Source organism: Pseudomonas sp. Sample_23, assembly GCF_004307595.1.
Classification (GTDB): domain Bacteria; phylum Pseudomonadota; class Gammaproteobacteria; order Pseudomonadales; family Pseudomonadaceae; genus Aquipseudomonas; species Aquipseudomonas atacamensis.
This window is the reverse complement of the sequence record NZ_RCNX01000055.1, coordinates 21,511-34,447: the sequence shown is the minus strand read 5'-3', so window position 1 is coordinate 34,447 and position 12,937 is coordinate 21,511. Positions and strand designations below refer to the sequence as shown.

Genomic DNA, 12,937 nt, shown 5'->3' with positions numbered 1-12,937 from the left:
TCCAGCAGAATCACCCCGTCCGACAGCCCGGCGATGATCTGCTGCAACTGGCGACGGTTGGTTTCGGTGGTCAGAACTTCCTGGCTCATTGGATCTCCACACTGTGATGCGGCTAGGTGAAGAGTACGACCGCAGCGGTTCGGGATCGTGCCACGGCCTCAAAATCGCCAGAAATCCCCTGTGGGAGCGAGCCTGCTCGCGAAAGCGCTGGGTCAGACAGGCCATTCGGTGACTGACCCGGCGCATTCGCGAGCAGGCTCGCTCCCACAGGTTTACTGGGTGTGTTTACCTTAGGCGGCACGCTCGCTGTCCGCCACCATCGCCGAAGCCGCGAGCATCGCCCTTAGTAACACCGCACACCCTGCCGCGAGATCATCCGGTGCGGCATTCTCGATTTCGTTGTGGCTGATCCCGCCCTCGCACGGCACGAAGATCATCCCGGCCGGACCTAGCTCGGCGAGAAAGATCGCGTCATGCCCGGCGCCACTGACAATGTCCATGTGCGACAGACCCAGCCCTTTCGCGGCGCCGCGCACCGCCTCCACGCAGCCCTTTTCGAAGTACAGCGGCGGGAAGTCGGCGGTCGGGGTCAGTTCATAGGTGAGGCCGTGCTCTTCGCAGGTCGCATCGATGACTTGTTTCACTTCGGCAATCATCGAATCCAGCCGCGCCGGCTCCAGATGCCGGAAGTCGAGGGTCATGCGCACTTCGCCGGGGATCACGTTGCGCGAGCCGGGATAGGCTTGCAGGCAGCCGACCGTGCCGCAGGCGTGAGGCTGATGGCCGAGGGCGGCGCGGTTGACGGCGCCGACGATCACCGAGGCGCCGACCAGGGCATCCTTGCGCAGGTGCATCGGCGTCGGGCCGGCGTGGGCTTCGACGCCGCGCAATTTCAGGTCGAACCACTTCTGCCCGAGCGCGCCGAGTACCACGCCGATGGTTTTCTCTTCGTCCTCGAGGATCGGGCCTTGCTCGATGTGCGCTTCGAAATAGGCGCCGACTGCATGCCCGCTGACCTGGCGCGGACCGGCGTAGCCGATGGCATTCAGTGCTTCACCGACCGTGACGCCGTCGGCATCGACCTTGGCGAGGGTTTCTTCGAGGGTGAATTTCTCGGCGAAGACCCCGGAACCCATCATGCACGGGGCGAAGCGTGAGCCCTCTTCGTTGGTCCAGACCACCACTTCCAGCGGCGCTTCGGTTTCCACGCCGAGGTCGTTGAGGGTGCGCAGCACTTCGACGCCGGCGAGCACGCCGAAGCAACCGTCGAACTTGCCACCGGTGGGTTGAGTGTCGATGTGGCTGCCGGTCATCACCGGCGGCAGGTTCGGGTTGCGCCCGGCGCGCCGGGCGAAAATGTTGCCCACGGCATCGACCGTGACGCTGCAACCGGCGTCCTTGCACCACTGCACGAACAGGTCGCGGGCCTGGCGGTCGAGGTCGGTCAGGGCCAGGCGACAGACGCCGCCCTTGACCGTGGCACCGAGTCTGGCCAGTTCCATGAGCGAGGCCCAGAGGCGATCGCGGTTGATGTGCTGATGGGTGGATTGCAGAACGTCTACGGCTGCGTTCATGGGGATCTCCTCAATGCTGATGCCGATAGTGCCCATGCTCTGCGTGGGCATTCATCCATGGACGCTCTGCGTCCGCTGTTGGGACGCAGAGCGTCCCGGGCTGCATTCCCACGCAGAGCGTGGGAACGATCATGTGTTACACCGCTGTTTTCACGGCAGAAGGCTGCGCCCGCATTACACACAACCCGTAATAAATCACTCCGCCCAACGCCGAGCCGGTGAACCAGCCATAGCTGTAGAACCAGCTGAACGCGTCGCTGCCCAGCGACAGCAAGGTCAGCGCCACCGGCACGCCAAAGGCGAGAAAACCCGCCCAGTTCCAAGCCGGATACACGTCATCGCGGTACAGCCCGGCGAGGTCCAGTCGCTGTTTCTTGATCAGGAAATAATCCACCACCATGATCCCGGCGATCGGCCCGAGCAGGCTTGAGTAGCCCAGCAGCCAGTTCGAATACACGGTTTCCAGGCTGATGTCGGAAACGATCAGGCCAAGCTTTTTCAGCAGTTCATGGCCCATCAGCACCAGCCCGACCAGACCGGTGAGCAACACCGCTTTGGTGCGGTTGATCACCTTCGGTGCGATGTTCTGGAAGTCATTGGTTGGCGAGACGATATTGGCGGCGGTGTTGGTCGACAGTGTGGCAACGATGATCAGCGCCATGGCCACCGCGACCCACACTGGGCTCTGGATATGGCCGATCAGCGTGACCGGGTCGGACACGGTGACGCCGACCAGTTTCACCGATGCGGCGGTCATCACTACGCCCAGCGCAGCGAAGAGGAACATGGTCAGCGGCAGGCCGAAAATCTGCCCGAGGATCTGATCCTTCTGGCTCTTGGCGTAGCGACTGAAGTCGGGAATGTTCAGCGACAGCGTGGCCCAGAACCCGACCATTGCCGTCAGCCCTGCCGCGAAGTAACTCACCACGCTGGCGCCTTCCGGACGCTTGGGCGGGATCGCCAGCAACTCAGTCATCGACACATTGGGCATCGCCCACACCAGCAGGCCGATGCCCACCGCCACCAGCAACGGCGCCGACAAGGTTTCCAGCCATTTGATCGACTCGGCACCGCGAATCACCACCCACAGATTCAGCGCCCAGAACACCATGAAACCGGTCACCTCGCCGGTGCCGCCGAGGGATTTCCAGCCCTCGAACACCGAGCCGAGAAACAGGTGAATCGCCAGTCCGCCGAACATGGTCTGGATGCCGAACCAGCCACACGCCACCAACGCGCGGATCAGGCACGGCACGTTGGAACCGAGAATGCCGAACGACGAGCGCAGCAGCACCGGAAACGGAATGCCGTACTTGGTGCCGGGGAAAGCATTGAGGGTCAGTGGAATCAACACGATGACGTTGGCAAACAGAATCGCCAACAGCGCTTCGCCGACGCTCAAGCCGAAATAAGCGGTGAGCACGCCGCCGAGGGTGTAGGTCGGCACGCAAATCGACATGCCGACCCACAGCGCGGTGATGTGCCATTTGTTCCAAGTGCGTTCGCGCACCTTGGTCGGTGCCATGTCGTGGTTGTAACGGGGACTGTCGAGGACGTCGCTGCCGGCTTCGAGCTCGTACAAGCCGTCGCGCTCGGTCACTTGTGATCTGGTCTGTTGCATGGCCGCTCCACTGTTCTTCTGATTATTTTTTGCTCATCAGGCGGCTGGCGCATACGGCGCCAACCGGACGATGGCCGGAGGAACTGACAACTTTCATGCACCGGCCATGGTGTCAGCGGCGGCATCAATAAACGTGCCGGGTCTGGCGCTAAACGCTTGGGCGGTGCACTGGACGCTTTGCAACTTTCTGATATTCATCAGTTTTAATTGATTATTCGATGAGTCCGGGAAAACTTGTCTGAACGCTCAGGCTAAACGTCGGGCAAGTTGTCCGAAGTGTCAGGACTCAAACTGGTGCACTGCATTTATTTTTGTCGGTGAACCCGCAACCGCAGCACAACTTCAAGCGGCTGATTTCACATAGGAAATCTTGCTCATATTTCCATCCTGTCAAGTGCGTCAAAATGGTGAGCAGCCTCACCATTTTGGTGATTTCCATTATTTATCCTCATTTATCAATAGCTTGAAATAGCTATAAGCTTATAAAAAATATTCTTGATCATTCTTGAAATCGCGACTAGTTTCTATTCCTGACAGCGATGACAGGAATACGAACTGCGCCGCTGTACTTCAATAAAACATCTAGAACCGGCACAAGTCGGTCATGCCTGCGAGGAATCCGGAATGTCTCTGTTGATCCGTGGCGCCACCGTTGTTACCCATGATGAAAGTTACCGCGCCGACGTCTATTGCGCTGACGGCGTGATCAAAGCCATTGGTGAAAACCTCGACATTCCCGCCGGCGCCGAAGTGCTCGACGGCAGTGGCCAGTACCTGATGCCCGGCGGCATCGATCCGCATACGCATATGCAACTGCCGTTCATGGGCACCGTTGCCAGCGAGGATTTCTACAGCGGCACCGCTGCCGGCCTGGCCGGCGGCACTACCTCGATCATCGATTTCGTCATTCCCAATCCGCAGCAATCGCTGATGGACGCGTTTCATCAGTGGCGCGGCTGGGCGCAAAAGTCTGCGTCGGACTATGGCTTCCACGTCGCAATCACCTGGTGGAGCGAGCAGGTGCGCGAGGAAATGGCCGAGCTGGTCAGCCACCACGGCATCAACAGCTTCAAGCATTTCATGGCCTACAAGAACGCGATCATGGCCGCCGACGACACCCTGGTGGCGAGTTTCGAGCGCTGCCTGGAACTCGGTGCGGTGCCGACCGTGCACGCGGAAAATGGCGAGCTGGTCTATCACCTGCAACGCAAGCTGATGGCCCAGGGCATTACCGGGCCGGAGGCGCATCCGCTGTCGCGACCTTCGCAGGTCGAAGGTGAAGCCGCGAGCCGGGCGATCCGTATCGCCGAAACCATCGGAACGCCGTTGTACCTGGTGCACGTTTCCACCAAGGAAGCTCTGGACGAAATCACCTATGCCCGCAGCAAGGGCCAGCCGGTGTACGGCGAGGTGCTGGCCGGGCACTTGCTGCTTGACGACAGCGTCTATCAACACCCGGACTGGCAGACCGCCGCCGGCTACGTGATGAGCCCGCCGTTCCGTCCACGCGCCCATCAGGAGGCGCTGTGGCACGGGCTGCAGAACGGCAATCTGCACACCACCGCCACCGACCACTGCTGCTTTTGCGCGGAGCAGAAAGCCGCCGGCCGCGACGACTTCAGCAAGATTCCCAACGGCACCGCCGGTATCGAAGACCGCATGGCGGTGCTGTGGGATGAAGGCGTCAACTCCGGACGATTGTCGATGCAGGATTTCGTTGCGCTGACCTCCACCAACACAGCAAAGATTTTCAATCTCTATCCACGCAAAGGTGCGATCCGCGTGGGCGCCGATGCCGATCTGGTGCTGTGGGATCCGCAAGGCACTCGGACCATTTCCGCCAAGACCCACCATCAGCAGGTGGACTTCAACATCTTCGAAGGCAAGACCGTGCGCGGCGTGCCGAGCCACACCGTCAGCCAGGGCCGTGTGGTCTGGGCCGACGGCGACCTGCGCGCCGAACGCGGCGCCGGACGCTACATCGAACGGCCGGCCTATCCGGCGGTGTTTGATTTGTTGAGCAAGCGGGCGGAGTTGCATAAACCGAGCGCTGTTAAACGCTGAAATCCAGGCCTTCGGCCTTCGCGAGCAGGCTCGCTCCCACAGGTGAGCGCATTGCAAATGTGGGAGCGAGCCTGCTCGCGAAGAGGCCCTCCCTGACGCCATAAAACCACTGTCCACCAGAGGCAGCACCTCAATTAGCCATGAGGCCATAAACCGTGATCGAGACCCTGAACCACCTCCCCCACCCGCACGAAAGCGCGGCCGCCCTCGCCGGCCATTTCACTGATCTGGCGCCGCCGCTCAATGCCCGGCAGGCGCATCTGGAAGCCTCGCGCTGCCTGTATTGCTACGACGCGCCTTGCGTCAATGCATGCCCCAGCGAAATCGACATCCCGTCATTCATCCGCAACATCCATCAGGACAACGTCCAGGGCGCGGCGCAGAAAATCCTGTCGGCAAACATCCTCGGCGGCAGTTGCGCGCGGGTCTGTCCGACGGAAATCCTCTGCCAGCAAGCCTGCGTGCGCAACAACGCGCAGGAATGCGCGCCCGTGCTGATTGGTCTGCTGCAACGTTACGCCGTAGACAACGCACATTTCGCCGAACATCCGTTCCAGCGCGCCCCGGTCACAGGCAAACGTATCGCCGTGGTCGGCGCCGGGCCGGCCGGGTTGTCCTGCGCTCATCGCAGCGCGATGCACGGGCATGACGTGGTGATTTTCGAAGCACGGGAAAAAGCCGGCGGGCTCAACGAGTACGGCATCGCCAAGTACAAACTGGTCGATGACTACGCGCAGAAAGAACTGGATTTTCTCCTGCAGATTGGCGGAATAGAAATCCGCCACGGCCAGAAACTCGGTGCAAACCTCACCCTCAGCGAACTGCATCAACAGTTCGACGCGGTATTCCTCGGCCTCGGCCTGAATGCCAGCAAGCAACTCGGTCTGGCCCACGAAGACGCGCCGGGCCTGCTCGCCGCCACCGATTACATCCGCGAACTGCGCCAGGCCGATGACCTCACGCAACTGCCCTTGGCTGAACGCTGCATCGTTCTCGGCGCTGGCAACACGGCGATCGACATGGCCGTGCAAATGGCCCGCCTCGGCGCGCGCGATGTCAATCTGGTGTATCGCCGTGGTGCGGCAGACATGGGCGCCACCCACCATGAGCAGGACATCGCCAAATCCAATCAGGTGCGATTGCTGACCTGGGCCCAGCCGGAGCGAGTGTTGCTCGATGATCAGGGCCGCGTGCGCGGCATGCGTTTCGCCCGCACCGATCTGGTTGAAGGCCGTCTGCAAACCACCGGAGAAACCTTCGAGCTGGCTGCCGATGCGATCTTCAAAGCGATCGGCCAGAGCTTCGATGACAGCACCCTTAGCGATCCGTTGGCGCGCGAGCTCAAACGTCAGGGCGAACGCATCGAGGTCGATGAACACCTGCGCACCAGCGTCCCCGGCGTGTATGCCGGCGGCGACTGCACCAGCCTCGATCGGGACCTTACCGTGCAAGCGGTGCAGCATGGCAAACGCGCCGCCGAGGCGATCAACGCTCAACTGATGCTCAACGTGGAGGCTGCGTAAATGGCCGATCTCTCGATAGTCTTCGCCGGTATCAAAGCGCCCAACCCGTTCTGGCTGGCCTCTGCGCCACCCACCGACAAGGCCTACAACGTGGTCCGCGCCTTCGAAGCGGGCTGGGGTGGCGTGGTCTGGAAAACCCTGGGTGAGGATCCGGCGGCGGTCAACGTTTCCTCGCGTTATTCGGCGCATTACGGCGCCAATCGCGAAGTGCTGGGCATCAACAACATCGAACTGATCACCGACCGTTCGCTGGAAATCAACCTGCGCGAAATCACTCAGGTGAAAAAGGATTGGCCGGATCGCGCGCTGATCGTGTCGCTGATGGTGCCGTGTGTCGAGGAGTCGTGGAAACACATTCTGCCGCTGGTCGAGGCCACTGGCGCCGACGGCATCGAACTCAACTTCGGCTGCCCCCACGGCATGCCTGAACGCGGCATGGGCGCAGCGGTCGGCCAGGTGCCGGAATATGTCGAGCAGGTGACCCGCTGGTGCAAGACGTACTGCTCGCTGCCGGTGATCGTCAAACTCACTCCGAACATCACCGACATCCGCGTCGCTGCCCGGGCGGCGCATCGTGGTGGCGCCGATGCGGTGTCGCTGATCAACACGATCAACTCGATCACCAGCGTCGACCTGGACCACATGGTCGCCCTGCCCACCGTCGGCAGCAAAAGCACCCACGGCGGTTATTGCGGTTCGGCGGTCAAGCCGATTGCGCTGAACATGGTCGCGGAAATTGCCCGTGACCCGCAGACCCAAGGCTTGCCGATCTGCGGCATTGGCGGCATCGGCAGCTGGCGCGACGCCGCGGAGTTCATGGCGCTGGGCAGCGGCGCGGTGCAGGTGTGCACGGCGGCGATGCTGCATGGTTTCCGCATTGTCGAAGAGATGAAGGATGGCCTGTCGCGGTGGATGGACAGCCAGGGCTACGCCAATATTGCCGAGTTCTCCGGGCGCGCCGTGGGTAACACCACGGATTGGAAGTACCTCGATATCAACTACCAGGTCATCGCAAAGATCGACCAGGAGGCGTGCATTGGTTGCGGACGTTGCCACATCGCTTGTGAAGACACGTCACACCAGGCGATCGGCAGTCTGAAACAGGCCGACGGTACGCATAAATATGAAGTGATCGATGAGGAATGTGTGGGCTGCAACCTGTGCCAGATCACCTGCCCCGTGGCCGACTGCATCGAGATGGTGCCGATGGACACGGGCAAGCCGTTTCTGGACTGGAATCATGATCCGCGCAACCCCTACCACGTTGCAGTCTGAAAAACCCCCTCACCCTAGCCCTCTCCCCAAGGGAGAGGGGACTGATTGGGGGATGCTGACAAACTTCGCCGACCTGAAAGAGTTGTTGTGAATCCATAATCGACACGGTCTTTCAGGTCGATGTACCTCTCGATACACCTCGGTCGGCCCCCTCTCCCTCTGGGAGAGGGCTGGGGTGAGGGTAAGCCCTTGATGGTGCTCTTCAAGGCTCCAGCCCGATCCCGCGCAAAATCACACCCGTCACGGTCTGCACCGCCCGCTCGAACTGCATATCCGACAACGGCTGATGATCATTCAGAATATTCACCTGATGATCAAAGTCGGCGTAGTGCTGCGTCGACGCCCAGATCATGTACAGCAACCCCGACGGCTCCACCGGCAGAATCCGCTTGTCCTCGACCCACTGGCGAATCTTCGCTTCCTTCATCTTCGCCCAGTCATACAGGCTCGCATCCAGCGCCTCGCCCAGGGTCGGCGCGCCGTGGATGATCTCGTTGGCCCAGACTTTCGAGCCATAGGGCCGGCTGCGTGAGTGGTTCATCTTGGCGCGGATGTAGCTGCTCAGCACAACGCGCGGGTCGTCGAACATCTCGAAGCACAGCGCGTCCTGCTTCCACACTTCCAGCAGATCGAACAGCACTGCGCTGTACAGCTCGCTCTTGGTGCTGAAGTAGTAATGCAGATTGGAACGCGGCAACTGCACTTCGGCAGCGATGTCCGCCATGGCGGTGCTGCCGAAGCCTTTTTCGGCGAAAACCTTTTCCGCCGCCAGCAGGATTTTCTCGACGTTACTGCGGCGAATTTCGATCTTGTGATTGCCCATGTGGGCTCCCTGACAACAGCGTTGCGCAAGACTAGCATCCGCTCTGATCCGGGCGCGACCGCCGCCAACAAAACTTCGCAGGTACAAGCGCTATGGCACAGCGCTCACACCGATAGACGTTGGTTCACTCACGCCCAGATTACCTTCGACCTGCCCGGCCATGTGCAGCGTGCCGGCCATCACCCCCGTTGTCGGATTCTGCAGCAGCTTCTGCCAGGCCTTGTCGAAGGTGTTGCCGAGGCTGCTGCGGATCAGCGCTTCGCTGTCGGGGCGGTCGTTGGCCTGGATGATTGCGCGTATGCCGGCCACGCCGACCGAAATCATCGCCCCGGCGAGTTTACCCGCCGCTGCCGCCACTGCACTGGCGGCGCCGCGCGGGGCCATTTCCGCTTCGATGCGCTGGCTGGCGCGCTTGGCCACCGGGGCCATCGCCGCGTCGGTGGAAGAGATGCCCTTGGCGCCGCCGTCGGTGTGGATCTTGTCGATCAGTGCGGCGTACGCCGGGAGGGTGTTCAGCGGCTCGGTGCTGATGACTTTGAACAGCGACGCATCCCGCGCCGGCGGCGGGCCTAGGGCGATGGCCGGGATCTTCTGCAAGCGGCCGTTGAGCTGCGCAATCGGCACACCGTGACGCTGGGCGATGAGCGGCATCTGCTGCGCCATCAACTGCGCATAGAACGCCGTGGCCTGCGCCAGAATCGCATCCGGATCGATCTCCACGGCGACCGGCGCGAGGACTTTTTCCTGATATTGCTCAAGCAGATACGCCGCCAGCCGTTTCGCCGAAGCGTCCTGCTCGCCGCCGGCGCTGATCGTGTACCAACTGACCTTCATCGACAGCCATTCCTGGGTCCAGTAGCTGCTGAACCAGGGGATGAAATTTTCTTCAGTTTGCTGATAGACCCGAGTGCGCCAATGTTCCATCGAGCCACGGGCGAACAGCTTGACCTGCTCGGTGGCCTGCTGCGAAGCGCTGAGGATCTCGCGGTCGATCTGCTGCCAGGTTTGCGCCGACACCACCACCGCCTGCGGCGCACTCACCGGCGCCCGAGCCGAGGAGGCGCAGCCGGCCAGCAAAAGCAGTGCGGCAACGACCAGCGCGCGCGGGTTCACGGTGGCGGTGTCCTTTGGCTTGGGGAGGGGCAGGTTTGAGTATAGGCAGGTCAGTCGATTTCGATGCTGAAGGTTCCGGCCTCTTCGCGAGCAGGCTCGCTCCCACATTTGAAATGTGTTGCACCTGTGGGAGCGAGCCTGCTCGCGAAGGCGCCATCAGCAGCGCCGCAAACCTCAACCATCACCACCATCGATATCCACCATCGCCACGATTGCCTTCCGCCCTCCCATGATGAAAGGCACGATTGATCCATCCGAAACACAACGAGGCGTTCACACCATGATCCACACCCAAGTCACCCTCTCCGTGAGTTTCCCGGTGTTCGGCAGCAACTACTACCAACAGCACGTCGTTCCGCGCAAGGCGCAGATGCTGGTGTTCAACAAGGATTTCGACGATCTGCTGATGCCCGCCGCCAGCAACCATTTCAGCAATGAAGTGGTCGGCCTCAACGATCAGTTCCGTTTTCTGAGCGACATACTCGCCACCCATTTGCTCGATCACGAGGCCTCGGTGCCTACGCGATCCCGCGTCCAGGCGAACGCTCGTTTTTTCAACTGAGGCTGATGCACAGAGGGCGTTCCTTTGATGGGAACGCCCTCTTCATTCAATCAGTCATCATCGCGATCACGGTGATAACGACGGCCATCGCGGCGGTCGTCATCGCGGTCGTCCCAGCGCCGGTCATGGTCGTAATAGCGGCCATGGTCGCGGTCGTAGTGCCGGCCATGCCGGTGGTCATCATCAAAATCCGCAATACAGCCGCTGAGCAATACGGCGGCGGTCACAGTGAGCAGCATGGTTGTCGCTTGCTTCATTCAACACTTCCCTAAAACCCAAGGTCTTGACGACGGAAATCGCCACGCTGCCCGCGTCTTCGGGACGCAGTGCGCGCAGCCGCAGATACGACCGGGCAAAAGCGCGTTGATTCAGTGGCCACTATCGACCGTTTGTCGGCTTGTTCGTCGCAGCCAAACAGCGGCGTAACGCCACCTATACTGCTTGCAACCTACCCCCATGCAATGGATCTGCGCCCTCAATAACAATAAGCAGAGGTGGATCATGGTCTGGCAGCAAATCTACGACCCGTTCGGCAACCCGGTACTCTCCACGCTGATGGCCGCAGTGCCGGTGGTGGTGATGCTCGCGGCGCTGGCGTTCTTTCACGTCAAGGCGCATCTGGCGGCGCTGATGGCGCTGGCGTCCGCCCTGCTGATCTCGATTTTCGCCTTCGACATGCCGGCGGGCATGGCCGGTTCGGCGGCGTTGTTCGGCGCGGCGAATGGCTTGCTGCCGATCGGCTGGATTGTGCTCAACATCATCTTTCTGCATCGCCTGACCACCGAAAACGGTTCGTTCAAAGTGCTGCAGGACTCCCTAGCGCGCATCACCGATGATCGACGCTTGCAGTTGCTGCTGATCGCCTTCTGCTTTGGTGCATTCTTCGAAGGTGCGGCAGGCTTTGGCACGCCGGTGGCGGTGACCGGGGCGATTCTGATCGGCCTGGGTTTTTCGCCATTGGCCGCATCGGGTCTGGCGCTGATCGCCAACACTGCGCCCGTGGCTTTCGGTGCACTGGGCACGCCGATCATCACCCTGGCCAAAGTCACCGGGCTGGATGAGATGGAGCTGTCGATGATGGTCGGGCGACAGTTGCCGTTCTTCTCGGTGCTGGTGCCGTTCTGGTTGATCTGGGCCTTTGCCGGGTGGCGCAAGATGCTCGAGGTGTGGCCGGCGATTCTGGTGGCCGGAGTAAGTTTCGCCATCCCGCAATTTCTCGTCTCGAACTATCACGGGCCGATGCTGGTGGACGTCATCGCTGCGCTGATTTCCATGGCCTGTCTGACGCTGTTCCTCAAGGTGTGGAAACCGGCGACCATCCACACCTCGGCAGCGTTGTCCGGGCGCGTCGACAACTCCAAGGTCGACGAAGAAACAGTCACCGCCAGCGCCGCGTTCAGCGATCAGGCGCGCCCGGCAGTGATGCGTGCGTGGATGCCGTGGATCATTCTCACGGTGTTCGTGTTTGCCTGGGGCACGCAGGGCTTCAAAAACATGTTCGATACGCGACCGGTGATCGACCCGGTCACGCAATCGGCCAAACTCGACCCGCAAGGCAAACCGGTGCGCGAGGCCAATCCGATTTTCGCCCCGGCGGTGACCTTCACCGGTCTGCATCTGCAAATCGAGAAAGTACCGCCGGTTGTCGCGGCGCCGAAAGCCGAGGAAGCGATTTACAAGTTCACCTGGCTGACCGCGACCGGCAGCGGGATTTTGCTGGCGGCGATTGTTGGCGGTCTGCTGATGGGTTATTCGATCCCGCAACTGATCAAGCAGTACCTGCGCACGTTGTGGGTGGTGCGATTTTCGTTGATCACGATTGCGGCGATGCTCGCGCTGGGCTTCCTCACGCGCTATTCGGGGCTGGATGCGACCATGGGCCTGGCGTTCGCGGCGACGGGGATTTTCTATCCGATGTTCGGCACGCTGCTCGGCTGGCTGGGGGTGGCGCTGACCGGTTCCGACACGGCTTCGAACGTGCTGTTTGGCGGCTTGCAACGGGTGACCTCGGAACAGCTGGGTATCAGCCCGGTGCTGATGGCGGCAGCGAACAGTTCCGGTGGGGTGATGGGCAAAATGGTCGACGCGCAGTCGATCGTCGTCGCCTCCACCGCGACCCGTTGGTACGGGCATGAGGGCGAGATTCTGCGTTATGTGTTCTTCCACTCCATCGTGCTGGCGATCCTGGTCGGCGGGCTGGTGACGTTGCAGGCGTATGTCGCACCGTTTACCTCGATGGTGGTGGGTGGGCCATAACTGAATAAACATAACGCCACTGTGGGAGCGAGCCTGCTCGCGAAGAGGTCGGCACATCCAGCAGCGGCTGGGTCTGACCCGACGCTTTCGCGAGCAGGCTCGCTCCCACGGGTCTATTGATGAGCT

10 protein-coding genes are annotated in these 12,937 nt (G+C 61.3%); 5 read left to right on the top strand and 5 right to left on the bottom strand.

Annotation, left to right across the window (positions count from 1 at the left end; translation table 11 throughout):
• Positions 1–290: 290 nt before the first annotated feature.
• Positions 291–1,574, bottom strand: coding sequence for a Zn-dependent hydrolase (locus D8U82_RS15475; protein WP_130902477.1), 1,284 nt, complete (start codon positions 1,572–1,574; stop codon positions 291–293).
• A gap of 136 nt (positions 1,575–1,710) precedes the next feature.
• The gene (locus tag D8U82_RS15470; RefSeq protein ID WP_130902476.1) at positions 1,711–3,195 is read right to left on the bottom strand and encodes an NCS1 family nucleobase:cation symporter-1; all 1,485 of its coding nucleotides are present in this window, start codon (positions 3,193–3,195) and stop codon (positions 1,711–1,713) included.
• 624 nt (positions 3,196–3,819) lie between these two features.
• Here D8U82_RS15470 and hydA point away from each other — a divergent pair.
• The 3 genes from hydA (at position 3,820) to preA (ending at position 8,057) form a co-directional block, all read left to right on the top strand.
• Positions 3,820–5,259, top strand: a complete 1,440-nt coding sequence (gene hydA / locus D8U82_RS15465; RefSeq protein WP_130902475.1) for a dihydropyrimidinase — start codon at positions 3,820–3,822, stop codon at positions 5,257–5,259.
• A 155-nt stretch (positions 5,260–5,414) separates the two neighbouring features.
• Complete coding sequence (locus tag D8U82_RS15460) at positions 5,415–6,782, top strand: NAD(P)-dependent oxidoreductase (protein ID WP_130902474.1); 1,368 nt, start codon at positions 5,415–5,417, stop codon at positions 6,780–6,782.
• Positions 6,783–8,057, top strand: a complete 1,275-nt coding sequence (gene preA / locus D8U82_RS15455; RefSeq protein WP_071172797.1) for an NAD-dependent dihydropyrimidine dehydrogenase subunit PreA — start codon at positions 6,783–6,785, stop codon at positions 8,055–8,057. It abuts the gene before it with no gap.
• Between the two features lie 202 nt (positions 8,058–8,259).
• On the opposite strand, the gene D8U82_RS15450 is transcribed toward preA, so the two are convergent.
• Positions 8,260–8,880, bottom strand: a complete 621-nt coding sequence (locus tag D8U82_RS15450; protein ID WP_024013291.1) for a TetR/AcrR family transcriptional regulator — start codon at positions 8,878–8,880, stop codon at positions 8,260–8,262.
• Between the two features lie 90 nt (positions 8,881–8,970).
• The gene (locus D8U82_RS15445) at positions 8,971–9,993 is read right to left on the bottom strand and encodes a hypothetical protein (protein ID WP_130902473.1); all 1,023 of its coding nucleotides are present in this window, start codon (positions 9,991–9,993) and stop codon (positions 8,971–8,973) included.
• A gap of 280 nt (positions 9,994–10,273) precedes the next feature.
• Between D8U82_RS15445 and D8U82_RS15440 the strand changes: the two genes are divergently transcribed.
• A complete protein-coding gene (locus D8U82_RS15440) occupies positions 10,274–10,555 on the top strand; it encodes a hypothetical protein (RefSeq protein WP_130902472.1) in 282 nt (93 codons plus the stop codon).
• A gap of 50 nt (positions 10,556–10,605) precedes the next feature.
• On the opposite strand, the gene D8U82_RS15435 is transcribed toward D8U82_RS15440, so the two are convergent.
• Entirely contained in the window at positions 10,606–10,812 is a 207-nt protein-coding gene (locus tag D8U82_RS15435; protein WP_016775135.1) for a hypothetical protein, read from the bottom strand.
• A gap of 244 nt (positions 10,813–11,056) precedes the next feature.
• On the opposite strand from D8U82_RS15435, the gene D8U82_RS15430 reads away from it, so the two are divergent.
• Positions 11,057–12,811 (top strand): L-lactate permease, encoded by a 1,755-nt coding sequence (locus tag D8U82_RS15430; RefSeq protein ID WP_130902471.1) that lies wholly within the window; start codon positions 11,057–11,059, stop codon positions 12,809–12,811.
• Positions 12,812–12,937: the final 126 nt, after the last annotated feature.

What these genes read in the sequence shown, in the direction of transcription:
- D8U82_RS15440 (WP_130902472.1), top strand. Translation starts at nt 10,274, where the DNA reads ATGATCCACACCCAAGTCACCCTCTCCGTGAGTTTCCCGGTGTTCGGC.
- hydA (WP_130902475.1), top strand. Translation starts at nt 3,820, where the DNA reads ATGTCTCTGTTGATCCGTGGCGCCACCGTTGTTACCCATGATGAAAGT.
- D8U82_RS15430 (WP_130902471.1), top strand. Translation starts at nt 11,057, where the DNA reads ATGGTCTGGCAGCAAATCTACGACCCGTTCGGCAACCCGGTACTCTCC.
- D8U82_RS15470 (WP_130902476.1), bottom strand. Translation starts at nt 3,195, where the DNA reads ATGCAACAGACCAGATCACAAGTGACCGAGCGCGACGGCTTGTACGAG.
- D8U82_RS15475 (WP_130902477.1), bottom strand. Translation starts at nt 1,574, where the DNA reads ATGAACGCAGCCGTAGACGTTCTGCAATCCACCCATCAGCACATCAAC.
- D8U82_RS15450 (WP_024013291.1), bottom strand. Translation starts at nt 8,880, where the DNA reads ATGGGCAATCACAAGATCGAAATTCGCCGCAGTAACGTCGAGAAAATC.
- preA (WP_071172797.1), top strand. Translation starts at nt 6,783, where the DNA reads ATGGCCGATCTCTCGATAGTCTTCGCCGGTATCAAAGCGCCCAACCCG.
- D8U82_RS15435 (WP_016775135.1), bottom strand. Translation starts at nt 10,812, where the DNA reads ATGAAGCAAGCGACAACCATGCTGCTCACTGTGACCGCCGCCGTATTG.